A 26894-nucleotide genomic window follows, 5' to 3' on the forward strand; every position below is an offset into this window, starting at 1 on the left:
CAGGAAGCCGTCCGGCGTGTCGGCGCCCAGGTCGGCGGCGACGACGGCGTCGGAGACGACGAGCGATCCGACGGGCGCGTGCGGCGGGAAGCCGCCGCCGATCCCGGCGGAGACGACGAGACCGTACGGCGTGCGGGCCACGGCCAGGGCGGTCGCGGTCGACGCGGCGGCAGCGGCGGGGCCGACCCCGCCGACGAGCACGTCGTAGTCGGGGGTGCGCGTCAGCGCGTAGCCGCCCGGGAGCGGCACGGCGGCGGCATCCGGAGGACCGGCGTCCGCGACGACGGCGGCGGCCTCCGCCGCCACCGCGGTCACGACAAGCACACGCACGGTGTCACCCTCCGGTCCCGGTCAGGACTCCTTCTCGAACTGGAAGTTCCAGATGCCGACGACCTTCTGGCCCTTGGTCTCCATGACGCTGACGGCCGTCTTGGTCGTCGGCTCGCCGGTCGCGGAGGAGAAGAAGGCGTTGCCGGGGATCGTCCGGTACGTCTTCTTGAAGGGCTCCTGCTCCACCGGCTGCGCGCCGAACAGCAGGGTCCAGCCGTTGTCCGCGATCTCCGGGTCGACGCCCATGCGGACCTGGTCGTCCATGGCGACCTTGATGGTCTTTGACGGCTTCTTGGTCAGGCAGCCCTGGATCTCGGACTCCTTGATCGCCTCGCCGTCGTTGTAGCAGGCGGCCTCCGCGTGGACGGAGTCCGAACCGATGGTCACCGTGACGAGCGGCGTCGGCTTGTCGCAGGCGGAAAGGACGAGGAGCCCGGCGGAGACGGCACCGAGAGCGGCAGCGGCCCGGCGGCGCTTGCCCGAGAAGAACGCAACGGTCATGAGCCGAAGGCTATCGGGCGCGCTTCGCCCTGCCGCGCGGGGGTGCGCGGCGCGGCGGCCCGAAGCGCGCCCCGGTTACGCCGCGGGAGGTACCCGTGACCGCACGTCGCACGGCCGGCGGGGCGCCTGCGGGGCCCGGAGCTAAGCCACCCGGGCCTTCGGCGTGGCCTCGCGGTGACGGGCCGCGCCGAGCAGTCCGCGTCCCGCGGAGACGGCTCCCACCGCGACGATGCACGCGGCCACCGACATGCCCACCACGCCGTTCAGCGGCAGCACGATGCCGATCGCGCCGCCCACCACCCACGCCATCTGAAGCAGCGTCTCCGACCTGGCGAACGTCGATGTGCGGACCTGTTCCGGCACGTCACGCTGGATCACCGCGTCCAAGGACAGCTTCGACAGCGCCTGGGACAGCCCGGCCGTCGCGCCGAGGACCGCCACCATGCCCGTGCTGAAGAACACGGCCGCCATGACGGCCGCGGCCAGCACCAGAGCCAGCATCGTGACGATGATCGCCTCCGGTGCGCGGGCCTTGAGCCAGGCGCCGATCGCCGTGCCGAGCGCGTTGCCCACGCCGGCGGCGACGCCCACCATTCCCAGCGAGACCGCGGCCGACTGCCCGGCGAGCGGATGCTCGCGCAGCAGGAACGCCAGGAAGAAGATCAGGAACCCGGACAGCGCGCGATGGGCCGCGTTCGCCTGGAGGCCGTGCAGCACCGACGGGCCGACCGTCCGCAGCGTCGGCCTCTTCTCGCCGTGCGCGAGCATGCGCACGGGCGTCTCGCCCTTCGCCGAGTCGACCTTGGGCGGCATCGTGAAGGCCCAGTACGTGCCGAGGACGAACAGCGCGCACGCCCCGTACAGCGGCCACTGCGGGCCGATCTGCTGGAGTCCCACACCGATCGGCGCCGCGGCGCCCGTGGCCAGCAGACCTGCCAGTGTCACCCGGGAATTCGCCTTCACCAGCGCGAACTTCGGTGGCAGCAGCCGTGGCACGACGGCACTGCGGACCACCCCGTACGCCTTCGACGACACCAGCACGCCGAGCGCCGCGGGATACAGCTCCAGGCCGCCCGTCGCGACCGCGCCGGACATCATCAGCGCCAGCAGCGCGCGTGCGAGCATCGCGCCCGCCATGGCCGCGCGCCGGCCGTGCGGGAGGCGGTCGAGGAGGGGGCCGATCACGGGAGCGAGCAGGACGAAGGGCGCCATCGTGACGGCCAGGTACAGCGCGACCCGGCCGCGTGCCTCGTCGGTCGGGACGGAGAAGAAGACCGTGGACGCCAGCGCGACGGTGATCATGACGTCGCCCGCGCCGTTCACGGCGTGCAGCTCGATCAGCTTCCCGAGGCCCGATTCGCCGGCGCCGTGCGCGTGCGTCGCCCTGCGGATGCCGCGGGCGGTGCCGGTGAACGGAAGGTGCAAGGCACGGCCGACCGCCCGGCCCGCCCTGCGGGCCGGGCCGTCTCCTTCGGACGACCTTGCGGCTGCCACCCCGTCATAGTGCCCCAAGCCCGGCTGCCCCGAACCGGATCCCCGCCCGCGGTGCGGCGTGTTTTCTCCTTGCGGAGTTCTGGGGGTGTTCCCGCGGTGCTCCCGCGTGGATATGTGACCGGTCCGTGCCGGGCCGCCGCCCGGTTCCCGCGGTCCCCGACCTGTTCCCCGCCCCCTTCCTGCCCGGTTACCGCACCGTTCGTGCCGGTCGCGGCGGCCCTTTCGCCGGGGCCGGTTCGGCCCGGGTTGGGACGGGCAGGTGGGCTGCGGGCGAAGGAAGGGGTAGCGTGCGTAGCGCGCCACCGGCGGTTGTTCTCGGCCGCGCGCCTCTTCGGCATCCCGCAGAATGGATGACGTTAGGTGTGCCCGGGATCAGGACGGTCCGGGCGTGTGGACGTCGATGCGGCCCTCTGGTCCGCTCCGTGCGCCGCCCCGTACCTCGTCATCGGCCGAGCGCATCCGTGAGACGGCGTAGGAGAGAAGCGAGACTAGTGAGTGCTGCGACGACGCGAAGCCGTACCCCCGACCGCCTGTGCGCCGAGGCGGTAGACCTCGCCAGGGAGGCGGCCGAGGAGGCCGCGGCGCCCGGGGTGGTCGGAGAGCATGTGTCGCTCGTCTCCGAGGGGGACCGGGTCGTCACGCACTTCTTCGAGTGCCAGGAGCCCGGCTACCGCGGCTGGCGCTGGGCCGTGACCGTCACCCGCGCCTCACGGGCGAAGAACGTCACCCTTGACGAAACCGTCCTGCTCCCCGGCCCCGACGCGCTCCTGGCGCCGGAGTGGGTCCCGTGGAGCGAGCGGCTGCGGCCCGGCGACATGGGCCCCGGCGACCTGCTGCCGACCGAGGCCGAGGATCTCCGCCTCGAGCCCGGCTACAGCGGCGAGGACGAGCCGCCGCCGAACTCGGTCCTCGCGGAGCACCCCCCGACGCACGACCTGGTCGAACTGGCCGAGGCGGAGGACGCGGAGTTCACCGACCGCAGGCCGGCGATCGAGTCCACGACCAACAGCGGCCGTGGCCAGATCGCGGCGCTCGCCGAGGAGCTGGGCATGCGCCGTGCGCGCGTGCTGTCCCGGTACGGGCTCTACGCGGCGGCCGACCGCTGGGAGGAGTCCTACGGCGCGAAGACGCCCATGGCACAGGCTGCCCCGGCGTCCTGCGTCTCCTGCGGCTTCCTGGTCCCGATCGCGGGCTCGCTGCGGCAGGCGTTCGGCATCTGCGCGAACGAGTTCTCGCCGGCCGACGGCCGGGTGGTCTCGCTGGCGTACGGCTGCGGTGGCCACTCGGAGGCCGCGGTGATGCCGAAGCCGCCGACACCGCCGCCGCCGGTCTTCGACTCCATGGCGGCGGACGAGTTCCCGCTGCGTCCGCCCCGCGATGGCGGCTCCGTCCCGGAGGAGCCCGACGGCACGTCGGACGACCTCGGCCACTCCTAGCGAACGGGACCAGGGCCCCCTCTCTGCTTCTCCGGCACCGACCACCGTCAGGAGAGCGGAGCGGGGGCCCGCCGTCTCTTCCAGGGCCACGACGGCAGGTGGGCCTGGCCGTCGCCCGTTTCACTGCCCATCAGTGGGGCCGGACAGACTCTGCGCCGTCTGACGGACCGCCTCCCACCACATCGCATCGCCCGCGCCCTGAGCCGAGTCGGCGAAGCCGGGATTCCGGCCTCCTGGTCCGGATGGCACGGCAGGTCGGACCTTGCGACGATTGCCCCGGAGGCCAGACATGACTCATGAGCCGCCGGCGTCTTCGCCGTCTTCTCCGTCGGACGTGCCGCCCTCGCGCAAGGACAACGGCCGGGAGGACGAAGGCCGGGTCGCATCGCCCTCCCGGTCCCGGAAGCTCCGTCGGCTGCTCCGCGTCACGCTGCCCGGCTGCTGGGGCGCACTTCTCCTGGCGTGCCTGTCCTTCACGCCGTCGCTGCTTCCCCGCGGAGGTGTACTCCAAGGTCTGGTCTGCGGCATCAGCGCGGCCATCGGATACGGGCTCGGCGTGGTCGCGGCCTACGTATGGCGCGCTTTCGCCGACCGGGACCGACGGATCCCGTCCCGCCGGTCATGGCTCGTCCTGGGCGTATGCGCGATCGTGCTGTTCGGCCTCGCGTTCGGCCTCGGACAGTACTGGCAGTACCAGATCCGCGGGATCATGGGGGTCACCGACTACAACGTCGTCGCCACCGTCGCCTGCCCGTTCGTCGCCGCCGTCGTCTTCTGCCTCCTGCTGATGGCCGGGCGAGGGCTCCGGCGCCTGTACCACTGGGCCGCCCGCCTGCTCGGGCGCTGGGTCGGCCCGCGTGCGGCGCGGGTGGTCGGCTGGGTCCTGGTGGCGGGACTCGCGTGGTCCGTGTTCAGCGGCGTGCTGCTGGGGGGATTCGTGAACGCGGCCAACGAGGCGTTCTCGCTGCGTGACACGGAGACCCCGGAGGGCGTGCACCAGCCGACTTCGGCCCTGCGCTCGGGTGGGCCCGGTTCCCTCGTGCCGTGGGACTCGCTGGGCAGACAGGGCAGGGTCTTCACCGGCAGCGGACCGTCGGCCCGGGACATCGGCGCGTTCACCCACAGCGCGGCGCAGGAGCCCGTCCGGGTCTACGCGGGGCTGACGACCTCCGGCGACACGGAGACCCGGGCCGAGCGAGCCGTCGCGGACCTCCGGCGGGCGGGCGGCTTCGAGCGCGAGAACCTGCTCGTGATGACCACCACGGGCAGCGGCTGGGTCGATCCCGCCGCGGTGGACTCGTTCGAATACCTCGGCAGCGGTGACTCGGCGACCGTGGCGATGCAGTATTCGTACCTGCCGTCGTGGTTGTCCTATCTCGTCGATCAGTCCAAGGCGCGTGAGGCCGGCCGCGAGCTGTTCGACGCGGTCTACGACGTCTGGTCCAAGCTCCCCCAGGACCAGCGTCCGCGGCTCTTCGTGGCAGGCGAGAGCCTCGGATCGTTCGGCGGGGAGACGGCCTTCAGCGGGGAGTACGACCTGCGCAACCGCACCGCCGGCACGCTGTTCGCCGGTCCACCCAACTTCAACACCCTGTTCCGCGAATTCAGCGATCAGCGCCAAGAGGGGAGCCCGGAGATCGAGCCCGTCTACAAAGACGGGCGGACCGTCCGGTTCACCGACGACCCGGCCGCCGGGATCCCGCCGACGGACGCATCATGGGAGGGCACGAGAGTGCTCTACCTCATGAACTCTTCCGATCCGATCGTCTGGTGGAGTCCCGGCCTTGCCCTCTCCGAACCTGAATGGATCGGCGAGGCACCCGGAGACGACGTGCTCGAGGCGATGGTCTGGATGCCGTTCGTGACCTTCTGGCAGGTCACCGCCGACCTGCCGTTCGCCACAGGTGTTCCGGACGGCCACGGCCACACGTACAAAGCCGCGTACGTCGACGGCTGGAACGCCGTGATGCGGCCGACCGGATTCACGGCAGCGGATCTGGACCGGCTGAAGGACATCGTCGGGCAGGAAGACTGAGCCGGGCCGCCACGGGGCCGTCGCCGAGGCGCGGTCAGCGCAGCAGGAACCCCGCCACGTAGCCGAACGCGTTGACCGCCCAGTGCAGTCCCATGGGTGCCAGCAGACTGCCGCTGCGGCGACGCAGTTCGCAGAACAGGACTCCCGCCGCCGCCGTGAACAGGACGGTCGCCGCGACCGCCAGGGCGGCACCGAGCACGGAGGTGCCGAAGACGGTCGTGAGAGCAGGTTTCGCCGTCGCCAGTGACGGCAGCACGTGCCACAGCCCGAACAGCAAACTCGACACGGTGGTCGCCCGGACCGCCCCCCGTGCGCGGCACAACAGACCGTAGAGCACACCGCGGAAGGCGACCTCCTCCACGAGGACGGTGCCGACGGGGACCAGCACGAGAACACGTGCCGTCAACTCGGTCGCGCTCATCCCCTCGTAGAGCCGGTCCTCGAACAGCGAGCGGGTGGCCGGCAACAGCGCTCCGGCCACGTAGACGGCGCCGACCACGCCCATCAAAACCAGTGCCCAGCGGCAGCCGCGGGCCAGTGTGCCGGGTGCCAGGCCCGCGTCCGCCCAGGTACCGCCGGCCCAGCGGAGCACACCGAGCAGCAGGACGCTCACAAGGAGTGCCGTCGTCAGGTCGAGCAGGCCGCTCCAGCGGTGCATGGCCACGTTGGCGGCGACGAGAACAGCGACGATGAGTCCCGAGGCCGGCCAGGTGCCGATGGGTCCCCGGCATCGGGTCCGCAGCGCGCTGCTGACGGTGCGGCGCCCTCGTCCCTCGCGCCGCTCGGCATCGTCATCGGGGCCGCGACAAGGCACCAGATCTGTCCTTCGGTTGCTCGCTCCGGCGGGGTTCGTGTCGCCCTCCCCTCGGCCTGACGCTACCGGGCACCTCCCCAGGGCGCTCGCTGCCGGCGCGGTATGTCGGAGAGGCACAGTCGGATGCCGCGGTGCCTGGATTCCGCCGCATCGGTCCCGCACTCCGGCCTGCCGACTTCGGCGATCAGTTTGCGGTGGCGCCCGGGGGGTGTCCCGTCTCCGGGCCCGCGGACCAGTGGACGGGGGCCCGCCCGAAGCGGCGTGCCGGCGGTGGTGGCGGCCGGGGGTTCAGGCGGTGCGTCGGAAGGTGTGGGGCCGGCGGGGAAGGGGGACACGCCCGGTGCGTCGCGGCGGGCGGTGGGCGCGGGCCGCACCCCGCGCCGGTACGCGGTACCTTCGGGCGCATCAGGAGTCGCAGCAGGCCGGCGTGGCCGGCCCCGCGCCCGGGAGCCGTAAGAGAGTGGAGCACAGCGTGAGCGTCAGGACGACCGAGTGGGCCGACCCGTTCGGGACGGCGCGGCTGCGGCGCGGCGTGCTCGACGCGTGGGGCGCGAGCCCCGCCCGCTTCCGGGAGGACGCCAACGCCGAGGAGGACCTCGCCCTCGGCGGCTACCGGGACCGCCTCGTCGTCGAACTGGCGCAGAACGCCGCCGACGCCGCGGCCCGTGCCGGTGTCCCCGGCCGGCTGCGGCTGAACCTGCGGCCCGCCGGCGCGGACGGCGAGCCCGCCGTGTTCGCCGCCGCGAACACCGGCGCCCCGCTGGACGCCACCGGTGTCGAGTCGCTCAGCACCCTGCGGGCCTCCGCGAAGCGTGAGGGCCACGAGGCGGCCGTCGGCCGGTTCGGCGTCGGTTTCGCCGCTGTCCTCGCGGTCAGTGACGAGCCGGCCGTCATCGGCCGTCACGGCGGCGTGCGCTGGTCCCTGGCGGAGGCCAGGGAGCTGGCGGGCCGGGCCGCCCAGGCCAGCCCCGGCCTCGGGGACGAACTGCGCCGCAGGGACGGCCATGTACCGCTGCTGCGGCTCCCGCTGCCCGCGGAGGGCACCGCACCGGAGGGCTACGACACGGTCGTCGTGCTGCCGCTGCGCGACGGCGCCGCCGTGGACCTCGTCGAGCGTCTGCTCGCCGGCATCGACGACGCGCTGCTGCTCACGCTGCCCGGCCTCGCCGAGATCGTCATCGAAACCCCCGACTCGACGCGGGTGTTGAAGCGTTACGAGCAGGAGCCGTATGTCCGCGTCGAGGACAGCGTCCACGGCGAGCGCCGATGGCGGGTCGTCAGCCACGGCGGGGCGATCGAGCCGGCGCTGCTGGCGGACCGGCCGGTCGAGGAGCGGCTGCGGCCGCACTGGACCGTCACCTGGGCCGTACCCGTCGACGACGAGGGCGCGCCCGCCCGGCCGCTCACCGCGCCCGTGGTGCACGCGCCGACGCCGACCGACGAGCCGCTGGGCGTGCCCGCGCTGCTCATCGCGTCGCTGCCGCTGGACACGACCCGCCGCCACCCGGCCCGCGGGCCGCTCACCGACTTCCTGGTGGAGCGCGCGGCGGACGCGTACGCCGAACTGCTCGGCGGCTGGCAGCCGGTGACCATCGGCCTCATCGACCTCGTGCCCGGCCCGCTCGGAAAGGGCGAACTCGACGGCGCGCTGCGGGCGGCGATCCTGCGGCGCCTGCCGCGTACCGCGTTCCTCGAGGCGGCGGTCCCGCGTGACGTGTCCGACGAGGACACCGGACTGCCGGACCGGGTGACCACCGGTGGTCTGCGGCCCATCGAGGCGGAGGTGCTGGAGGGCGCGGGCACGGACACGGTGCGCGTCCTGGCGGAGGTCATGCCGACGCTGCTGCCCGCCGGCCTCGAGCGCCGGGTGGAGCTGCGCACGCTGGGCGTGGCACGGGTGCCGCTGACGGAGGCGATCGACCGGCTGGCCGGCCTGGAACGCGAACCGGCCTGGTGGCACCGCCTCTACGACAGCCTCGCCGGCGTCGACCCGGACCGCCTGTCGGGTCTGCCCGTCCCGCTCGCCGACTCGCGCACCACCATCGGCCCGCGCCAGACGCTGCTTCCGCTCGCGGACACCCCGGCCGACCTGGCCCGCCTCGGCCTGAAGGTCGTCCACCCGGACGCCGCCCACCCGTTGCTGGAGAAGCTGGGGGCGCTGCCCGCGACGCCGCGCGCCGTTCTGCGGACGCCGCAGGTGCGCGCGGCGGTGGCGGCCTCACTCGACGAGGGCGAGGTGTGGGACGAGGATGCCGACACGCTCGACGCCGAGGAACTCGCCGAGACGGTGCTCGCGCTGGTCCGCGACGCGGAACTGGAGCCGGGCGACGAGCCGTGGCTCGGCGCGCTCGCCCTGCCCGACGAGGACGGCGAACCGGCTCCGGCCGGCGAACTGGTCCTGCCGGGCAGCCCGTTCGCGTCGGTGATGCGCGAGGGCGAACTCGCCCTGTGCGACGCCGAGCTGGCCGAGCGGTGGGGCGAACAGCCCCTCGCCGCCTGCGGCGTCCTCGCGAACTTCGCCCTGGTGCGCGCCACCGACGTCGTCCTCGACCCGGATGAACTCGAGCCGCGCGAAGGCGACTTCGCCGAGCCCGACGACGCGGGCCTGCTCGACGCGGTGGACGTGTGGGCAGAGGACGTCCTCGACCGGCTGCCGGACACGCCCGTGCCGCCGGTCGCCACGGAGATCGTCGCCGTGCGCGACCTGGACCTGGTGGACGACGACCGCTGGCCGCAGGCGCTCGCACTGCTGGCCCAGCCGCCGCTGCGGGACGCGCTCACCCAGTCCGTACGGATCCTGCTGCCGGACGGCACGACGGAGACCGTGCGCCCGTACACGGCGTGGTGGCTGCGCGACCATCCGGTGCTGGACGGCCGCCGCCCCGCCGGTCTGCGCGCGTCGGGCGCGGACCCGCTGCTGGAGGGCCTGTACGAGTCGGCCGACACGACGGGCTTCGCCGACGCGCAGGTGCTGCACGCCCTCGGCGTCCGCACCTCCGTCGCGGCGCTGCTGGACGAGCCGGGCGGCGCGGCGGAGCTGCTGTCCCGGCTGGCCGATCCCGACCGTGAGGTGACCGGCCGACAGCTGCACGGGCTCTACACGGCGCTCGCGGAACTGGACCCCGACCAGGTCACGCTCCCCGACGAGCTGCGCGCGGTGGTGGACGGAGAGGTACGTGTGGTGGACGCCGCCGACGCGTTCGTCGCGGACACCCCTGACCTGCTGCCGCTGTGCGCCGGTCTGCCCCTGCTCCCGGTGGCGCCGACGCGCGCGGCCGACCTGGCGGACCTGTTCCAGGTCAGGCGCCTGAGCGAGACGGTGGACGCGGACGTCACGACGGAGGGCGAGGAGCACGAGGTCCCGGAGTCCGTCCGCATCCTGCTGGGCCCGGCGACGCCCGACTCGTACATCGAGCACGAGGAGCTGGTCGCGGGCGGCACCGAACTCGACTGGCGCCGCACCCCCGACGGCGTGCTGCACGCCGCGACGCTGGAAGGCGTGGCGGCCGGTCTCGCCTGGGCGGCGGGCCAGTGGCCCCGCCGCTTCGAGGTCGCGGCGCTGCTGGAGGACCCGTCCCGTACGGAGGAGCTGGCGCGGGACCGCTGGTTCGACGCGTAGTCCGCCGCCGGGGGCCAGGTGCTGTCCGCGCGTACTTGCGAGGGAATCGCACCTGGTCACAGGGCGTATGACGGCTGTAGCCGCAAGGCGATTCCTGTGCGACGGTGGGTGCCATGGCGGGGATTCGGCACACTCATCCGAACGGGCACCACCACCACGGCGGCGATCACGAGCACCACGGCGGTCACGACCACGGTCCTGTGCGCGGCGGGGCGCGGCACCGTCTCGCTCACCTCCTCCGGCCGCACAGCCACGAGTCCGGTGACAAGGTCGACGCGGCGATGGAGACGTCCCGCGACGGGATGCGCACGCTGTGGATCTCGCTCGTCGTTCTGGGAGCGACGACTGTCGTCCAGGCCGTCATCGTCGCCCTGTCCGGGTCGGTGGCGCTGCTCGGCGACACGGTCCACAACGCCGCCGACGCGCTGACCGCCGTCCCGCTCGGCATCGCCTTCATGCTGGGCAGACGCGCGGCGAACCGCCGCTTCACGTACGGCTACGGGCGGGCCGAGGACCTGGCGGGCATCGTCATCGTGGCCGCCATCGCGGCGTCGGCGGTCGTCGCCGCCTGGATGGCCGTCGACCGGCTGCTGAACCCTCGCGACATCACGCACTTGTGGGCGGTCTCGGCGGCGGCGCTGGTCGGTTTCGCGGGCAACGAGTGGGTCGCCCGCTACCGTATCCGCACCGGCCGGCGGATCGGCTCCGCCGCGCTCGTCGCGGACGGTCTGCACGCCCGTACGGACGGATTCACCTCGCTGGCCGTCCTGTTGGGCGCGGGCGGCGCCGCGCTGGGCCTCCGGTGGGCCGATCCGGTCGTCGGTCTGCTGATCACCGCCGCCATCCTGCTGGTCCTGAAGGACGCCGCCCGCGAGGTCTGCCGGCGTCTGATGGACTCGGTCGACCCGGCCCTCGTCGGGACGGCGGAGACCGCGCTGCGCGGCGTGGAGGGCGTGCTGGACACCGGGCAGGTGCGGATGCGGTGGATCGGACACGCGCTGCGGGCGGAGGCCGACATCGTGGTCGACCCGCAACTGACCGTCGTCCAGGCGCATTCGCTGGCCGTCGCGGCCGAGCACGCGCTGATCCACGCCGTACCCCGGCTGACGGCGGCCACCGTCCACATCGACCACCGTCCCGTCGAGGGCGATCCACATGCGGCGCTCGCCCACCACGGCATTGTCAGTGCCGGCTGAAAGGATCGGCGGATGACCGACTCCGCAGCGATCACCGCGTACTGGGATGCAGCCGCCGCCGACTTCGACGCCGAGCCCGACCACGGCCTGCGATCCGCCGGGACCCGCGCCGCCTGGTCCCGACTGCTCACCGCCTGGCTCCCGTCGGACCCGTCGTCCGTGCTGGACGTCGGGTGCGGCACGGGCTCGCTGTCCGCGCTGGTCGCGGAGGCCGGGCACCGGGTCACCGGGGTCGACCTCTCGCCCCGGATGGTCGACCAGGCCCGGGCCAAGCTCTCCGCCGCCGGTCTCCCGGCCCGTTTCCTGGTGGGCGACGCGGCGGCACCGCCCACCGGCGACGAGCGGTTCGACGCCCTGCTCTCCCGCCACCTCGTGTGGACCCTGCCCGACCCCGAAGCCGCCCTCGCCGACTGGACGGCCCGCATCCGCCCCGGCGGCACGCTGATCCTCGTCGAAGGCCGCTGGCGCGAGTCCGGTCAGGCCGGCGTGGAGTACGTGGCGGGCGCGGAGGCCCTGCCCTGGCACGGCGGCGTCACGGCCGCCGACCTGTCGGCCGCCGTCCGCCCTCTCGTGACCGACCTGCGCGTCGAACCTCTCAGCGGCGACCCGGCCTTGTGGGGCGGCCCGGTGACGGACGAGCGTTACGCGTTGATCGCCCGCGTCTGACGGCGCCGGGGGCCCGGAGCCGGGCCGCGGGCGGTCGGACCGAGGGGCCCACGGACACGGCTCCGCCGCCGAAGGGGACCGCGCGTCAGATCCTGACCACGCGGGCGAGGCCGCCGCACAGCATGAGCAGGTCCTCGGGGTCCGAAGTCAGCACGGTGACGGGCGACGGTGAGGCGAGGGCGGTCGCGGCGACGATGGCGTCGAGCGCGTACTTGTGACCATGCACACCGGCCGCGGCGAGCAGCTTGCTCGCTCGACGCGCGACTGCCTCGGTGGGCGGGACGACGTTCACGCGTGAGACGGCGAAGTCGAAGCGGGCTTGGCCGACCTTCGGGTCACGTGCTTCGACGAGAGTGACCGAGCTGGTGACGACACGGAGATCGTCGGCCTCTGCCGCGACCAGCCATGCGGTGAGGGTGGGGTCCCGTCCCACCAGCTTGGAGAGTCCCTCGCAATCCAGGACAAGGGTGCCGCTCACAGGGTGTTCGTCGAATCGTCGGATTCGCCCCGCAGAATCGCTCGCTTCGCGTCCACCTCGGCCTGGTCGACCGGTCCGTGCTCACTTTCCGCGTCCTCGATCAGCTCGCGCAGGCGGTCCCTTTCCAGCTGCCGCTGGATGAGCGCCTCGACGTACGCGGACATTCCGCGCTTGCCGGTGCGCGCCTTCAGAGCCGCGATCGTCCCCTCATGGAGGGACACGGAGACGGGCCTGACCGGACCCTCGCCGGGAGCAGCTTCAGTCGCCATGAGGGACATTTTAACAATTCCTTTGTTATTCAGCAGGGGTAGGCGCGGGTCAGCACGCCGCCGCCAGGCCCACGGCCGGTGGGCAGTCGCGGCAGCGCCCCGGTTCGGCCGCGCGGAAGGCGCGTTCGCAGCCGCCGTCGCAGGTCTGCCAGGGGAGGACGGCGGGGGCCGGGGGCCGGTCGGGGAGGGGTGGGGGGAGTTCGCGGAGGCGGTAGGCGAGGATGCGGGCCGGGCGGGCCCGCAAGGGTTCCGGCAGGCGGGTGGTGAGGTGGGCGGTGATGTCCTCGGGGCCGACGCCGTGGTCGAGCCACTGGGTGACCGCCGGGGCGAGCCGGTCCGCCTCGCGCCGGGAAAGGATCAGCCTGCGGTCCAAGATGCGCAGTGAGGCCAGGATCACCGAGGCGCGGGGGTCGAGCGCGGGGTTCGCAGCCGGGCCCGCGGCAGGTCCCGGTTCCGCGCCGGTGGGCTCCGGGGCGGCGGGGCCCGGTTCCGTGGTGGCGCTCTCCGCGACGGCCGCCGGGTCCGGCTCGCGATCCGGTGCGCGATGCGGCTCGGGCCCGGGCCGCGACTCCGGCCGGGGTCCGGGTGCGGGCTGTTGCGGCGGGGAGGGCTCGGGCCTGTGGGGGCGCGGCCGCGGAGGCTTCGGGTCGTCGCCCGGTGGCACGGGTGGCACGGGTGGCACGTCGTGGAAGAACGTCCGGGTGCGGAGCCGGCCGCTCGGGCCGCGCTCACGGCGCCGCTCGAGATAGCCGTCCGCCTCCAGCTCCCGCAGGGCCCGGGAGATGAGGATCTCGCCCTCGGTGAAGTGCTCGCACAGCGCGTCGATGCGTACGGGCGCGCCGTCCGGCAGCGACAGGATGTAGCCCGCGACGCCGACCGTGACCGCGCTGCCCCGGCGCTGGAGCAGGGCGTTGGCGATCACCGTGAAGTCACCGGCGAGCCGGGTGCGGACGTGGATGACGCCGGAGATCGGAGCTCCGGCGGGGGCGCGCAGGGGCGCGTTAGACTGCCGTTCAGCCATCGGGAAGGGGCTTCTTCCTGGGTGGTGAGGCCCTCGATCGGGATTGCCGTCCCGGCCGGGGGCCGTCATATGTCTGAGGTTGTTGCCGCGAACGTAACGGCCAACTTCCCGCCCCCGCAAGCCGGTCACCCGTCCGGGTGATGCGGGGAGGGGAGGGTGGGCAGGTGGTTCTTTCCCTCAGGTTCTTCGGGGGAGTTCGTGGCCCACCGACCCCTCGCGGGCGAGGTCCCGGCGGGCCGGGAAGACCGGCGTACGCACCGGGTCCCGTTCGGCTCAGGCCCGGTCGGCGGCCTTCAACTCGCCTATGAACGCGGCCCAGGACGCGGCGGCGAAGGTGAGCGCGGGACGGTGCGGGGCCTTGCTGTCACGCACCGGAACCACGCCGGGGATTCCGTCGGCGACCTCGACGCAGTTGCCGCCCTCCTGATTGCTGTAGCTGCTCTTGCGCCAGGCGGCGTCGCGCGGACCGGGAAGGGAGTTCGGGGTCACGGTAGTCCTCCTCCATCGCGGATCGGATCATGGTGAGCGACCTGCGCGGGGGCAGGGCCGCTGCCCGCAGCCGATCGTAGGCCACCGCGAAACGCCGCACATCCGGCCGGTCTTCGAAGAGCTGACCGTGGTCCGCGCCTTCCGTGTAGGCGACTTCGGATCCGTCCGCCAGGGTCAGCACGGTCAGCGAGCCGCCCAGCACGTCGTGCGCGCCTTCGTCGAACGGCAGGACCTGCACCGTGATGTGCGGCTCGGCGGCGGCCTCCAGCAGACGCGCGAGCTGCCGTCGCATGACGTCGTCCCCGCCGATCCGCTTCCGCAGCACCGTCTCGTCGAGGATCACCAGCAGCTCCGGGCGGTCCGGCGAGCCGAGCCGCTTCTGCCGCTCCAGCCGGGCGGCCAGCCGCTCCTCCAGGTGCTGCTCGTCCCGGTGGGACAGGCCGACGCTCAGCACGGCCCGGGCGTACTCCTCCGTCTGCAGGAGACCCGGCACGACGTGCGCGGTGTACTCACGGATGGCCTCGGCCCGCGCCGAGTACGCCATGAACGTCCGCGACCAGTCAGGGAACGACTCCCGGTAGACGTGCGGCCACAGGTCGACCAGCAGCCCGTCCGCTCCGAGCGCCGCGTCGAGCGCCCGCGCGAGCTCCAGCGTCGGACGGGCGCCGGAGGCCCGCTCGACCTGTGTGATGCGAGTGCTGACCACATGGGTCTTCGCGCCCAGTTGTTCCTGCGTCAGACCGGCGGCCGTGCGCAGTCGGCGGACCCGGCAGCCGAAGAGCGCGGCCATCGACTCCTCGGGCTCAATTGCTTTGGCCATGGGCTTACTTCCGTTCCTTACGGCTTGCGGTGTAAGGCTGCATGCCCTTCCGAGCGTAGAGCCGCGCGACGACTCTTGAACACGGAACGTCACGGTCCGTACACGCACGGGTCGTGCATCGAGTAAGCGGCGAAACGGGACGGGCGACACAGTGCTGAGGACCATGACGACGCCGGGCGAAGGCCCGGACCACCAGCGGGCGGCGGACGAAGGACCGCGCACGGAAGGCCGGTTCGCGGCGCTGTTCGGCTCGACGCCCCGGGGCGCGCGGCTGGCCCGGCGGGTCGCCGTGCGGCACCTGGCCGAGTGGGGTCACCCCGCCGGCTCCGACCTCTCCTGCACCGTCGCCCTGCTGGTGGCGGAGCTGGCCGGGAACGCCGTACGGCACGGGCGCGTGCCGGGACGGGACTTCCGGCTCCGGATGACGCTGGACGCACGGCGGGTGCGCGTCGAGGTCTCGGACGCGTCCTCGGTGCATCCGCCGACCGACGTGCGAACCCCGGCCGCCGACGACGTGTCGGGCCGGGGGCTGGTTCTGGTGGACGTACTCGCCGACCGCTGGGGCGTGGAGCCGCGCCACCCCGCCGGGAAGACCGTCTGGGCCGAAGTGGCGGCTCAGTGCCCGCCCTTGGGCTCCCTGCAGCCGCCCTCGACGTAGTGCCCGTGCGCCTCCGCCTCCGCCGGGTCGGCCAGAGTGCCGGTGATGCACGGACCGGCGTCCGGGATGCTGAACGTGAACCCCGGGGCGACGCCTGTTTCGTACACCTCCACCGTCTCCGGCGGATAGCCGAGACGGCCGAGTGCGGAGCGCAGCGCCTTCTCGTCGTGTACGCCCGCCAGACCGGCGGTGATCCGGCGGGCGTGGGCGTCGCCCCGGCAGCGGGCGTCGGTGTCCAGGCGCGCCTGTGCCTTGTAGGCGTGGTTCTCCGCGACCTTGCGGGACCACGGGTCGGTGGGCGCCTCGGAAGGAGTCGGTTCCTCGGACGGCTTCGCCGGCGCGTCGGCGCAGATCTTCGCCACCTCCGGGAACCTCCGGTCGTGCGCGGCCTTCGCCGCCTTGGCCCGCGCTTCGTAGTCGATGGCCGGGGCGCTCGACGTTTCAGGCGTCGCAGTGGCGCCCGGGTCGTCGCCGACGACGGTTCCGCAGCCGGTGACGAGAGGCAGCGACAGCAGCACGGCGGCAACGCCGGTGACGGTGGGGGCGAGACGTTTCACCTGGGCACTCCGGCGGTCAGGGGAGGGGCGGGCGTACGCGGTCCGTCGATCCTTCCGCCCTGTGGGCGGCGTTGTCATGAGTACGCCTACTTACGCGGGTGCGCCGGGCCGGGCCGGCGGCTAGGCTCGGCCGTGTGACTGCCGGGTCGGCCATGGGCCACGCACGAGTGAGGCACCCGGCCTCGGCGTGAGCGCGGGGCGGGCCAGGGGCCCGCCGCTGTCTCTCCTTCTCTGACATGTCCCTTGAGGAACCAAGACTTGGAGAGTCGCCCCACCATGCCTCAGCAGCAACCGCCCGTCACATCCGTCCAGCTGAACCACACCGCCGTGTACGCCAAGGACCGCCGCCTGTCGGCCGAGTTCATCGCCGCGATCCTGGGCGTCGAAGTCGCCGCCCCGTTCGGGCCGTTCCTGCCCGTGGACCTCGGCAACGGCGTCACGCTCGACTACTACGAGCTCGCCGACGAGCCGATCCAGCCGCAGCACTACGCGTTCCTCGTGCCCGACGAGCAGTTCGACACGATGATCGCCCGCCTGGAGGCGGTCGGTGTCACGTACTACGCAGACCCGAGCCACACCGAACCGGGCGCGATCAACCGGCTGTTCGGTGGTCGCGGCGCGTACTTCGACGACCCGAGCGGCCACAACATGGAGATCATGACCCGGCCCTACGCCCGGCCGTAGCGGACGCGGCACGCGCGGGGGCGGCGTCCGGCCGCCCCCGCGCGTAGCGGGCTCAGTCGACGGTGTCGAGGACGTCGGCCAGGTCGACGAACTTGAAGTTGGTCGCCTCGCGGTCCCCGTCCCCGGGGGTGTCGTGGCCGTCCTGGACGACGAGCAGACCGTTCGGGTACCGGTGGCCGAGCGGGGCGTTCAGCACGGCCGCGCCGTCGCACTCCTCGGAGCCGTCGAGGGTGGCGGAGGCGGCGGTGATCCGGAAGCCGCCCTCGTACTCGTTCTTGTCGCCGACCTCGCGGTCGTAGAGGGCGAAGGTGTTGTCGCCCTGGCCGGAGGCGATCACATAGCCGTCGCCGTCCGGCTCGGTGAGCAGGGCGAGCCCTTCGACGTCGGCCGCCAGCCGGGTGCCGCCGTAACCGGGGTCGGCGCCGGGCGTGCACTCCTCGGTCTCCTCGTCGTACGTGCCGGGGACGCCGTACTCGCGGACCTTGTCGACGAGGACGGGCCTGCCGGTGAGGTCGGCGGGCATCCGCCAGACGCCCACGCGCTCCTGGCCCGCGTAGAGCATGCCGTTCGCCGGGTCGACGACCATGCCCTCCACCTGGGGCAGTTCACCGGGCTCGCCGCACGGGGACCAGGACGTGCCGTCGGGGAGCCGGAAGACGGAGGGCAGTTCGACGGTGCGGATCCTGTGGTAGCCGACCGTGCCGTCGGGGCGGGCGGTGATCTCCAGCAGGGCGATGCCCGTCCGGTTGCGGCGGCTGGCCAGGGCGTAGGAGCGGCCCGTCGACCGGTCGGTCCAAGTGGCCAGGCCGTATGCGGTCGCCTGCTCGTTGATCTCGTCCTGGCCGGACGAGAACACGGGCGCGGCCGCGGGATCGGTGACATCGGTCAGCGGGCCGCCGGGGCGGTCGCGGTCGATGCGGTAGAAGCGCAGCCGGTCGTTGCCGCGGTCACTGACGACGGCGAGGTCCGCCCGGCCCGTCCCGAGCCGGAGGCCCTGGAGAAGATCGACGTTGTTGAAGCGTCCGGGGGCGTCGTCCTCCGTGGCCGGGGCGGGTGCCGCGATCGACTGGACCTGCCGTGCGTCGAGGTCGTAGACCCGCAGGCCGCCCTCCTTCGCCGTGGCGACGACGAGGCTGCGGCCCGGGTCGGCGGCGTTGCGCCAGATCGCGGGGTCGTCGGCGTTGGCGTTGCCGCCCGCCTCGTCGTCGTAGAGCGTGGCCGTCTCCGCCCGCGGCTGGACGGCGGGCAGGGCTTCGGCCCGGCCGTGCGGGTGTGCCGTGGCGGGCACGGTCGCGGCGACGGCCGCGAGGGCCGTGCCTGCCACGAGAGCGGCGGTGCGGCGGGGGCGGCGCGGGGTCACATGAGCTCCTCTATGTCGAGTACATGACGCTTCGCTCGTCGTAGTGGACCCTCGTTGCACCCGGTGGGCAATGCGTGATGGCCGTATGACGCGCAGGTGAATTCGGGCGAGCCGACACGGACCGGGGGCGGCTGGGCCGCCTGGGCGCCCACCGGGGGCGGCGGTGGGCGCCGCCGTACCGTTTCCGCGCGCGCGTCGGGCCGCGGTCACTGCTTCCGCTTCACCGGCGTGAACGGGCCGGTACCGGAAGCTCCGAAGAACTCGATGTCGGTGCTCTCTCCGGCCGCCGATCCCTTCAGGCAGAGCGAGCCACCCGCGACCCGCAGGTCGACGAAGAACCGCGTGACCGGGCCGGACTGCTCGAGGCCGTGGATGCGCTCGTCGATGTAGCCGAGACCGTTCAGGACCTTCCTGACCTTGGCGGGGGTGGGATCGGCCAGCCCCATGAGCGCGTGGGTGACCCGCTCGACGTGGAGGTGGCCCGCGCACCACTCGGCAGCGCTCATGTCCACTCCCGGACCCGTCGTGGGAGCCGCCGGGTCGTCACCGTCCTGCCACGGCGTCCCCGCCGGATCCGCCGGCTCCGGCGGGTCGGTCCTGGGCGTCTTCGCCGGGCCGGTCGCCGGCGTCTCCGCCGGAGCGGCCGACTCCTCCCCGGACGACGGGGTTTCCGCGGAACACGGCTGCGCGACCGTCTCCAGCATCTCCGCGAAAGCCACCTGCGGATCGTGGGCGGCCGGTGACTCGGTGGCCCGGGCGCCGACGGCTCCGGCGGGCTTGCTGCGGGAGCCGTCGGCACCCGGTCTCTCGGTGCCGCAGGCGGTGAGCGCCAGAGTGGCGGCGACGACCGTCACGACGAGGCTGAGCCGCAGGCGGCGCGGCGAGCGGACCGTCGAGCCGGTCGAGCCGGTCGGGGCGGGAGAGTCGGCGAGGGCGGGGGTGTGTGTCATGCGCACAGTTTTCGGCCGAGCCGCCCGCCGCCCTTGAGTACGCGTACTCAATCGGGTGCGCCGACGCACTCAACCTTCGACCCGACATCCACCGGCGCTCAGTGAGGCAGGACGGCCGGGACGTGTCTCTGTGACGGGTTGCTCTTGCTACCCGGCCGCCCTCCTCTTCGACGCCGTCCCATCCGGACGGGGCGCTGACCAAAACGGCGCCGGGCGGCGGCCTATGCCGTCGATTCCGGCTTCCAGTCCTCGACGAGGAGCCCGAGCAGCGCCTCGTCGAGGAACTCGCCCAACACCCAGGCCGAGGAGCGCAGTACGCCCTCGCGGACGAAGCCGTTGCGCTCGGCGGAGCGCAGCATCGCGGCGTTGTCCGCCAGCGTCTCGATCTGCAGCCGCTGCAGGCCGCGCACGACGAAGCCGTAGTGGCACAGCACCGCGACCACGTCGGTGCCGTAGCCCTTTCCGCGGGCGGACGGGAGCAGTCCGAGGCCGATGTGCGCGGACCGGTTGTGGTTATCGATGCCCCACAGCGTCGCGGTGCCGAGGAGCGTGCCGCCGTCCAGCTCCACCACGGAGAAGGGGACGTGCCCCTGCTCCTTGTCGTCCACCACGAGCCGCGGGTCCTTCGAGCCGGGCGTGATCGGCCGCCACGGCCCGCCTTCGGCCCGCGAGGAGTTGACCACGTCGTAGAGTTCGGCCCGCAGGACCGGGATGTCGTCCTCGTGGCGGGCCCTCAGCCCGACCTTGGTGCCCTTCAGCATGCAGGCTTCTTGTCCGACCGCGTCGGCGGGCGGCAACCGAATAGGCACGTCAACGGCCGGCCGAAGGGACGGACCCGGTGCACCCGGACACGACGCCGGCCCGCCGCAGGCCCTAGGCGGGAAAGCGCCGCCCCACCACCCGCCACGACAGCTCCAGCAGCGCCGCCGCCACCGCCGCGATCACGACGGCCGTCCACGGCATCGTCGTACCGACCAGCTTGAGCGCGAAGAAGTCCTGGAGCCACGGCACCGTCAGCACCAGCAGGAAGCCCAGTCCCATCGTCGCCACCAGGCCGATCCGCCACCACGTGTAGGGGCGGGCGATGATCGCGAGGACCCACATGGCGACCAGGAACAGGGTCAGCGTCGCCACGCTCGTCTCCGCGGCCAGCGAGGCCGGGCCCGAGTAGTGCGAGCGGGCCAGCAGATACGCACAGAAGGTCGCCGCCGCCGCGATCACGCCCGCCGGTACGGCGTAGCGCATCACCCTGCGGACGAAGTGGGGCTTGGCGCGCTCCTTGTTGGGGGCGAGCGCGAGGAAGAAGGCCGGGACACCGATGGTGAGGGTGGAGAGCAGGGTCAGATGCCGGGGCAGGAACGGGTACTCGACCTGGCTGCAGACCACGAGGATCGCCAGGAGCACCGAGTACACCGTCTTCGTCAGGAAGAGGGTGGCGACGCGGGTGATGTTGCCGATGACCCGGCGGCCCTCCGCGACCACCGAAGGCAGCGTCGCGAAGCTGTTGTTGAGCAGCACGATCTGGGCGACGGCCTTCGTCGCCTCCGAGCCCGACCCCATCGCCACGCCGATGTCCGCGTCCTTCAGCGCGAGGACGTCGTTGACGCCGTCGCCGGTCATCGCGACCGTGTGGCCGCGGGCCTGGAGCGCGCCGACCATGTCGCGTTTCTGCTGCGGACTGACCCGGCCGAAGACCGCTGCCCCGTCCAGTTCCGCGCCCATCGCCTCGCGCTCGGCCGGCAGCTTGCGCGCGTCGAGCGTCGCCCCGGCGCCGGGCAGGCCGAGCTTGGCCGCGACCGCGCCGACCGCGACCGCGTTGTCGCCGGAGATGACCTTCGCCGCCACGTCCTGGTCGGCGAAGTAGCGCAGGGTCGCCGAGGCGTCGGGGCGCAGACGCTGCTCAAGCACGACCAGAGCGGCAGGCGACTTCTCCTGCGGGGCTTCCAAGGTGCCTTCCGCCCGCGCGAGGAGCAGCACCCGCAGGCCCTCCCGGTTGAGCTGGTCGACCTCGGCGAGGGACGGGTTGCCGGCCGGCAGCAGTACATCGGGCGCGCCGAGGAGCCAGGTCGTACTCGCGCCGTCGCCGTCCGCGAAGGTCGCGCCGCTGTACTTGCGGGCGGAGGAGAAGGGCAGCGCGGCGGTGCAGTGGTGCTCCCCGCCGTCCGGGTAGGACGCGATGACGGCCTGGAGCGAGGCGTTCGGCCGCGGGTCGGACGCTCCGAGCGCGCCCAGGACCGCCCGTACGTGCTGCTCGTCCGCGCCGTCCAGCGTGCGCAGTTCGGTGACGTCCATGCCGCCCTCCGTGAGGGTGCCGGTCTTGTCGAGGCAGACGACGTCGACACGGGCGAGGCCCTCGATGGCGGGGAGCTCCTGCACCAGGCACTGCTTGCGGCCCAGGCGGATGACGCCGATCGCGAAGGCGACGGAGGTGAGGAGGACGAGCCCCTCGGGGATCATCGGCACGATGCCGCCGACGGTCCGCGCGACCGAGTCCTTGAAGTTGTTGTCCTTCGCCACCAGCTGGCTGATGATCAGTCCGATCGCGGTGGGGACCATCATCCACGTCACGTACTTGAGGATCGTGGAGATGCCGGAGCGCAGCTCGGAGTGGACGAGCGTGAAGCGGGACGCCTCCTCCGCGAGCTGTGCCGCGTACGCCTCGCGCCCGACCTTCGTGGCCGTGAACGCGCCGCCGCCCGCGACCACGAAGCTCCCGGACATGACCTGGTCGCCGGGCTGTTTGAGGACGGGGTCGGCCTCGCCGGTCAGCAGCGACTCGTCGATCTCCAGGTTGTCGGCCTCCACGATCTCGCCGTCGACGACGACCTTGTCGCCGGGGTCGAGTTCGACGAGGTCGCCGAGGACGATCTCGGAGGTGGAGACAGCGGCGGCGACACCGTCCCGACGCACCCTCGGTTTCGCCTCGCCGATGACGGCGAGGGAGTCCAGGGTCTTTTTGGCGCGCAGTTCCTGGATGATGCCGATGCCGGTGTTGGCGACGATCACGAAGCCGAAGAGGCTGTCCTGGATCGGGGCGACGAAGAACATGATCACCCACAGGACGCCGATGATGGCGTTGAAGCGGGTGAGGACGTTGGCGCGGACGATGTCGACGGCGGAGCGCGAACTGCGCACGGGTACGTCGTTGACCTCGCCCCGTGCGACCCGTTCCGCCACCTCCGCGGACGTCAGGCCGGTAGCGGGCGGCCCGCCGCCCGGTAGCCGCCGGGGGTGTACGGGGTCGAGTTCTGCGCCCGCGTCGATGACGGGTCCTTCCGGCTCGGGGCCGCGGCCCATGTCCGCCCGCTGCGTCATGGTTCCGACGTTACGGCCGGGCCGGTCCGTTCACCCCCGGGCGGCCGGAAGATCGGACCACGGTCGGACACGAATCCCCCTGGGGGACTACGGAGCAGGAGGGGCGCCCGGTTCCGGGTGCTCGGCGGCGCCGGCCGCGTCGGAGGTCCTGGCGCGCTTGATCGCGGCTTCCCGGCTGCGTACGTACCAGATGCCGATGAGCCCGAGGCCCGCGCCGGCCAGGCAGGTCCACACCCACCAGGTCAGGTCGCGGTCTTCGAACCAGCCGTAGAAGGGGACCTGGACGAGGAACATCACGAACCACAGGATCGTGCCGCCGGTGATGGTGGCGACGATCGGTCCCTCAAGGGGTTCGGGTGCCTCGTGCCGGGGGGTCCATTTCGCCATGCGCACAGTGTAGGCGGGGTGGGCGGGACGGCTGAGGGGCCGGGAACCACAAGGGTCTACGCGCGGAGAGTGGCGATCTTTCGTTCATATGTTCATACTGAAACTGATTCCGGCTGACTGGATTCCTTCGTTGGATCGTCCAAGTCTGGCCGGTTTTCTCTGCCCTTCTCGTGTCGCCCCCCTTCGCGTACGTCTGAGGTTTCCGCATGCCCCCCACGGCCACCGTCGAGGTCGGGTCTCCCGGCCTGCCGTCCACGCCCCCGCAGCCGTCCGGCGGTCTGGACCGCTTCTTCAAGATCACCGAACGCGGCTCCACGGTCGCCCGCGAGGTCCGGGGCGGATTCGCCACCTTCTTCGCGATGGCCTACATCCTCGTGCTGAACCCGATCATCCTCGGCAGCGCGAAGGACATGTACGGCCACCAGCTCGACGGCGGCCAGCTGGTCACCGCCACCGTGGTGACCGCGGCCTTCTCGACCCTCCTGATGGGCGTCATCGGCAACGTCCCGATCGCGCTTGCCGCCGGCCTCGGCGTCAACACGGTCGTCGCCCTCCAGCTCGCGCCCCAGATGGCCTGGGCGGACGCGATGGGCATGGTCGTGCTCGCCGGTGTCGTGGTCATGCTGCTGGTGGCCACCGGCCTGCGCGAACGCGTGATGAACGCCGTCCCGCTCGGCCTGCGCAAGGCGATCGCGATCGGTATCGGCCTGTTCATCATGCTGATCGGGCTCGTGGACTCGGGCTTCATCACCCGCATCCCGGACGCCGCCCACACCACCGTCCCGCTCCAGCTGGGCACCGGCGGTCATCTGCTCGGCTGGCCGGTCCTGGTCTTCGCCCTCGGCACGCTGCTCACCCTCGCGCTGATCATCCGCAAGGTGCCCGGCGCGATCCTCATCTCGATCGTCGTCATGACGGTGCTCGCGATGATCATCCACGCCGTGGCGGACATCGAGTCCTGGGGCCTGACGACGCCCGAATGGCCGGGCAATCCGCTCTCGACGCCCGACTTCGGCCTGCTCGGCCAGGTCAGCCTGTTCGGCGGCTTCGAGAAGGTCGGCCTGCTGACCGGCGTCCTGTTCGTCTTCACCGTGCTGCTGTCCTGCTTCTTCGACGCGATGGGCACCATCCTCGCCGTCGGCGACGAGGCGAAGCTCATGGACAAGGACGGCAACTACCCGGGCATCAACAAGGTCCTGGTCGTCGACGGCCTCGCCGTCGCCGCGGGCGGTGGCGCCTCCTGCTCCGCCAACACCTGCTTCGTGGAGTCCACGGCCGGCGTCGGCGAAGGCGCCCGTACGGGTCTCGCGTCGGTCGTCACCGGGGCGCTGTTCTCGCTGGCGCTGTTCCTCACGCCGCTCGCCACGATGGTCCCGTCCCAGGCGGCGACGCCCGCGCTGGTCGCGGTCGGCTTCCTGATCCTGGCCGGTTCGGTCAAGGACATCGACTGGAGCGACTTCACGATCGCCGCGCCGGCGTTCCTGGCGATGGTGATGATGCCGTTCACCTACTCGATCACCCACGGCATCGGCATCGGCTTCATCACGTTCAGCGTGCTGCGCCTGGCCGTCGGACGCGGGCGCGAGGTGCCCGTGGCGATGTACGCGGTGTCGGCGGTGTTCGTCTTCTACTACGCCATGCCGGCTCTCGGTCTCACCTGACGGGTCGCCCTCGCGTGAGGGCCGTCCCTGCTTGACGGACCGCCCTTGCCCGACGGACCACCCGAACGGCTGCCGCGTGATCGTTTCTGCGGGGCCGTCCGGCGGGGCGTCGGGCGGGGTCGCCCTCAAGGGGCCCTCACGTGACGCCGTAGAACTTCTCCGTCTCGTCGACCGCCGCTTTGAAGCGCTCGTCGAAGTCGTCGCGAATGAGCGTCCGGACCACATAGTCCTGGACGCTCATTTGTCGTTTCGCCGCATGCTGCCGGAGCCGGTCGAGCAGCTCACCGTCCATGCGCAGGCTGAGCACAGTCGATTTCATGCGGTCAGGGTCGCCGGACTCCCGCCGCCAGGACGTCACTTTCCGGCTGTCTCTCACTCATATGGGTGACACATCTATAAGGCCCGTAACCCACTGGTCTTTAGCCAGAGTAATGAGTTACGCTAACAACATGCCTGACCTGTCCCACGGTACTGACGCGGACGTCGCCGCCGTGAACTCGCTCCGCTCGGCCGTCATGCGGCTGGGCCGCCGCCTGAAGCACCAGCGCGTCGACGAATCGCTGAGCCCCACCGAGATGTCGGTGCTCGGCACACTCGCCCGCTGCGGTTCGGCCACCCCCGGTGAGCTGGCCCGCAAGGAACACGTGCAGCCGCCGTCGATGACCCGCATCGTGGCGCTGCTCGAGACCAAGGGACTCGTCCGGCTCGAGCCGCACCCCGACGACCGCCGGCAGAAGGTGGTCAGCCAGACCGAACAGGCGGAGACCATGCTCGAGGAGTCCCGCCGCAAGCGGAACGCCTGGCTGGCCTCGCTCGCCGAAGGTCTGGACGAGGCGGAGTGGGCGAAGCTGCGCGAAGCCGCCCCCGTCCTGGAGAAGCTCGCACACATGCAATGACCGCGGGTGGAAGCGCAGCGCGTCCACCCGCACGCTTTACACGTAATGCCACCTGAGGAGGCGAACCCTTTTGAGTACGGGATCCGGAGCAGACTCCGCCCCCGCACCGACCGACCCCGACACACCGTCCACCCGGCACGACCGCAAGCAGAGCATGTTCAGCTCGCTGAAGATCCGTAACTACCGGCTCTTCGCGACCGGACAGGTCGTGTCCAACACCGGCACCTGGATGCAGCGCATCGCCCAGGACTGGCTGGTGCTCAGCCTGACCGGATCCGCGTCCGCCGTCGGCATCACCATCGCGCTGCAGTTCCTGCCCATGCTTCTCTTCGGCCTGTACGGCGGGGTGCTCGCGGACCGGCTGCCCAAGCGGCAGCTGCTGCTCGCCACCCAGGCCGCGATGGGCCTCACCGGCCTGGCGCTCGCCGTGCTCACGCTCAGCGGCCACGTCCAGGTCTGGCACGTCTACCTGACGGCGTTCCTGCTCGGCCTCGTCACCGTCGTCGACAACCCGGCCCGGCAGTCGTTCGTCGCCGAGATGGTCGGCCCCGACCAGCTGCGCAACGCCGTCTCCCTCAACTCGGCCAACTTCCAGTCCGCGCGCCTCGTCGGACCCGCCGTGGCCGGTGTGCTGATCACCGCCGTCGGCAGCGGATACGCCTTCCTGCTCAACGGCCTCTCCTTCATCGCGCCCATCGCCGGACTGCTGATGATGCGGGCCTCCGAACTCCACAAGGTCGAGCGCGCCCCGCGCGGCAAGGGCCAGCTCCGCGAAGGCCTGCGGTACGTCGCCGGCCGGCCCGAGCTGATCTGGCCGATCGTCCTCGTCGGCTTCATCGGCACTTTCGGCTTCAACTTCCCGATCTGGCTGTCCGCGTTCGTCGACGACGTCTTCCACGGCGACGCCGGTACATACGGGCTGCTCAACACGCTGATGGCCGCCGGCTCCCTGGCCGGCGCGCTGCTCGCCGCCCGGCGCGGCACCTCGCGGCTGCGGCTGCTCGTCGGCGCCGCGGTGCTCTTCGGAGTGCTGGAGATCGTGACCGCCTTCGCCCCGGCCTTCTGGATCTTCGCGGTGATGATGGTCCCGATCGGCATGTTCGGCCTGACGGTCAACGTGACCGCCAACTCGAGCATCCAGATGGCGACGGACCCGCTGATGCGGGGCCGCGTGATGAGCCTCTTCATGATGGTCTTCACCGGCGGCACGCCGCTGGGCGCGCCGCTCGTCGGCTGGATCACCGACACGTACGGCGCC

24 protein-coding genes and 2 pseudogenes are annotated in these 26894 nt (G+C 72.3%); 10 read left to right on the plus strand and 16 right to left on the minus strand.

From position 1 onward, the window contains the following. From ACWGH4_RS08325 to ACWGH4_RS08335, 3 genes and pseudogenes are all read right to left on the minus strand, one after another. A pseudogene (locus tag ACWGH4_RS08325) lies at positions 1-330 on the minus strand (futalosine hydrolase); the annotation flags it as partial. Positions 331-351: 21 nt separating this feature from the next. After that, entirely contained in the window at positions 352-831 is a 480-nt protein-coding gene (locus ACWGH4_RS08330; protein WP_441265193.1) for a DUF2771 domain-containing protein, read from the minus strand. Between the two features lie 141 nt (positions 832-972). Then, the gene (locus ACWGH4_RS08335; protein WP_453457317.1) at positions 973-2325 is read right to left on the minus strand and encodes an MFS transporter; all 1353 of its coding nucleotides are present in this window, start codon (positions 2323-2325) and stop codon (positions 973-975) included. 491 nt (positions 2326-2816) lie between these two features. On the opposite strand from ACWGH4_RS08335, the gene ACWGH4_RS08340 reads away from it, so the two are divergent. Both ACWGH4_RS08340 and ACWGH4_RS08345 read left to right on the plus strand, forming a co-directional pair. Continuing rightward, positions 2817-3761, plus strand: a complete 945-nt coding sequence (locus tag ACWGH4_RS08340) for a DUF3027 domain-containing protein (protein WP_441265191.1) — start codon at positions 2817-2819, stop codon at positions 3759-3761. 289 nt (positions 3762-4050) lie between these two features. Then, on the plus strand, positions 4051-5796 hold the full coding sequence (locus tag ACWGH4_RS08345; protein ID WP_453457321.1) for an alpha/beta hydrolase: 1746 nt from the start codon (positions 4051-4053) through the stop codon (positions 5794-5796). Positions 5797-5830: 34 nt separating this feature from the next. On the opposite strand, the gene ACWGH4_RS08350 is transcribed toward ACWGH4_RS08345, so the two are convergent. Beyond that, on the minus strand, positions 5831-6610 hold the full coding sequence (locus tag ACWGH4_RS08350; protein ID WP_453457324.1) for a CPBP family intramembrane glutamic endopeptidase: 780 nt from the start codon (positions 6608-6610) through the stop codon (positions 5831-5833). 472 nt (positions 6611-7082) lie between these two features. Between ACWGH4_RS08350 and ACWGH4_RS08355 the strand changes: the two genes are divergently transcribed. The 3 genes from ACWGH4_RS08355 to ACWGH4_RS08365 all read left to right on the plus strand — a co-directional run bounded on the left by ACWGH4_RS08355 (position 7083) and on the right by ACWGH4_RS08365 (position 12091). Next, the gene (locus tag ACWGH4_RS08355; RefSeq protein ID WP_453457326.1) at positions 7083-10229 is read left to right on the plus strand and encodes a sacsin N-terminal ATP-binding-like domain-containing protein; all 3147 of its coding nucleotides are present in this window, start codon (positions 7083-7085) and stop codon (positions 10227-10229) included. A 113-nt stretch (positions 10230-10342) separates the two neighbouring features. Further along, positions 10343-11425 (plus strand): cation diffusion facilitator family transporter, encoded by a 1083-nt coding sequence (locus ACWGH4_RS08360; RefSeq protein ID WP_441265189.1) that lies wholly within the window; start codon positions 10343-10345, stop codon positions 11423-11425. Positions 11426-11437: 12 nt separating this feature from the next. Then, the gene (locus ACWGH4_RS08365; protein WP_453457330.1) at positions 11438-12091 is read left to right on the plus strand and encodes a class I SAM-dependent methyltransferase; all 654 of its coding nucleotides are present in this window, start codon (positions 11438-11440) and stop codon (positions 12089-12091) included. An 85-nt stretch (positions 12092-12176) separates the two neighbouring features. Here ACWGH4_RS08365 and ACWGH4_RS08370 read toward each other — a convergent pair whose 3' ends face one another. The 5 genes and pseudogenes from ACWGH4_RS08370 to ACWGH4_RS08390 all read right to left on the minus strand — a co-directional run bounded on the left by ACWGH4_RS08370 (position 12177) and on the right by ACWGH4_RS08390 (position 15138). Continuing rightward, positions 12177-12569, minus strand: coding sequence for a type II toxin-antitoxin system VapC family toxin (locus tag ACWGH4_RS08370; RefSeq protein ID WP_453457333.1), 393 nt, complete (start codon positions 12567-12569; stop codon positions 12177-12179). Further along, on the minus strand, positions 12566-12838 hold the full coding sequence (locus tag ACWGH4_RS08375) for a hypothetical protein (RefSeq protein ID WP_453457336.1): 273 nt from the start codon (positions 12836-12838) through the stop codon (positions 12566-12568). The genes ACWGH4_RS08370 and ACWGH4_RS08375 overlap by 4 nt, the downstream gene beginning before the upstream one ends. A gap of 49 nt (positions 12839-12887) precedes the next feature. Next, positions 12888-13859, minus strand: coding sequence for a hypothetical protein (locus ACWGH4_RS08380; protein ID WP_453457339.1), 972 nt, complete (start codon positions 13857-13859; stop codon positions 12888-12890). 273 nt (positions 13860-14132) lie between these two features. Beyond that, a pseudogene (locus tag ACWGH4_RS08385) lies at positions 14133-14255 on the minus strand (DUF397 domain-containing protein); the annotation flags it as partial. After that, complete coding sequence (locus tag ACWGH4_RS08390; RefSeq protein ID WP_453457371.1) at positions 14224-15138, minus strand: helix-turn-helix domain-containing protein; 915 nt, start codon at positions 15136-15138, stop codon at positions 14224-14226. The pseudogene ACWGH4_RS08385 and the gene ACWGH4_RS08390, both read right to left, overlap by 32 nt. A 193-nt stretch (positions 15139-15331) precedes the next feature. Between ACWGH4_RS08390 and ACWGH4_RS08395 the strand changes: the two genes are divergently transcribed. Continuing rightward, positions 15332-15826 (plus strand): ATP-binding protein, encoded by a 495-nt coding sequence (locus ACWGH4_RS08395; protein WP_453457342.1) that lies wholly within the window; start codon positions 15332-15334, stop codon positions 15824-15826. On the opposite strand, the gene ACWGH4_RS08400 is transcribed toward ACWGH4_RS08395, so the two are convergent. Beyond that, the gene (locus ACWGH4_RS08400; RefSeq protein WP_453457345.1) at positions 15784-16383 is read right to left on the minus strand and encodes a hypothetical protein; all 600 of its coding nucleotides are present in this window, start codon (positions 16381-16383) and stop codon (positions 15784-15786) included. The genes ACWGH4_RS08395 and ACWGH4_RS08400 overlap by 43 nt on opposite strands. 276 nt (positions 16384-16659) lie before the next feature. On the opposite strand from ACWGH4_RS08400, the gene ACWGH4_RS08405 reads away from it, so the two are divergent. Next, positions 16660-17067 (plus strand): VOC family protein, encoded by a 408-nt coding sequence (locus ACWGH4_RS08405; protein ID WP_441265183.1) that lies wholly within the window; start codon positions 16660-16662, stop codon positions 17065-17067. A 52-nt stretch (positions 17068-17119) separates the two neighbouring features. Here ACWGH4_RS08405 and ACWGH4_RS08410 read toward each other — a convergent pair whose 3' ends face one another. The 5 genes from ACWGH4_RS08410 to ACWGH4_RS08430 all read right to left on the minus strand — a co-directional run bounded on the left by ACWGH4_RS08410 (position 17120) and on the right by ACWGH4_RS08430 (position 23079). Next, on the minus strand, positions 17120-18427 hold the full coding sequence (locus ACWGH4_RS08410; protein ID WP_453457349.1) for a phytase: 1308 nt from the start codon (positions 18425-18427) through the stop codon (positions 17120-17122). A gap of 206 nt (positions 18428-18633) precedes the next feature. Further along, positions 18634-19377, minus strand: coding sequence for a hypothetical protein (locus tag ACWGH4_RS08415; RefSeq protein WP_453457352.1), 744 nt, complete (start codon positions 19375-19377; stop codon positions 18634-18636). 221 nt (positions 19378-19598) lie between these two features. Further along, positions 19599-20138, minus strand: coding sequence for a GNAT family N-acetyltransferase (locus ACWGH4_RS08420; RefSeq protein ID WP_453457355.1), 540 nt, complete (start codon positions 20136-20138; stop codon positions 19599-19601). A gap of 112 nt (positions 20139-20250) precedes the next feature. Continuing rightward, positions 20251-22692 carry an HAD-IC family P-type ATPase gene (locus ACWGH4_RS08425; protein WP_453457358.1) on the minus strand — a complete coding sequence of 814 codons (2442 nt, stop codon included), beginning with the start codon at positions 22690-22692 and terminating at the stop codon, positions 20251-20253. Between the two features lie 87 nt (positions 22693-22779). Beyond that, on the minus strand, positions 22780-23079 hold the full coding sequence (locus tag ACWGH4_RS08430; protein WP_453457361.1) for a DUF2530 domain-containing protein: 300 nt from the start codon (positions 23077-23079) through the stop codon (positions 22780-22782). Positions 23080-23285: 206 nt separating this feature from the next. On the opposite strand from ACWGH4_RS08430, the gene ACWGH4_RS08435 reads away from it, so the two are divergent. Next, positions 23286-24740, plus strand: a complete 1455-nt coding sequence (locus ACWGH4_RS08435) for a solute carrier family 23 protein (protein ID WP_441265178.1) — start codon at positions 23286-23288, stop codon at positions 24738-24740. A 136-nt stretch (positions 24741-24876) separates the two neighbouring features. Here ACWGH4_RS08435 and ACWGH4_RS08440 read toward each other — a convergent pair whose 3' ends face one another. Beyond that, positions 24877-25059, minus strand: a complete 183-nt coding sequence (locus ACWGH4_RS08440) for a hypothetical protein (RefSeq protein WP_005315906.1) — start codon at positions 25057-25059, stop codon at positions 24877-24879. 130 nt (positions 25060-25189) lie between these two features. On the opposite strand from ACWGH4_RS08440, the gene ACWGH4_RS08445 reads away from it, so the two are divergent. Both ACWGH4_RS08445 and ACWGH4_RS08450 read left to right on the plus strand, forming a co-directional pair. Further along, entirely contained in the window at positions 25190-25636 is a 447-nt protein-coding gene (locus ACWGH4_RS08445; RefSeq protein WP_453457365.1) for a MarR family winged helix-turn-helix transcriptional regulator, read from the plus strand. 70 nt (positions 25637-25706) lie between these two features. Further along, positions 25707-26894 (plus strand): MFS transporter (locus ACWGH4_RS08450; RefSeq protein ID WP_453457368.1); only part of this gene is annotated, 1188 nt, incomplete at its 3' end.

The organism is Streptomyces sp. NPDC054847 (assembly GCF_053610925.1).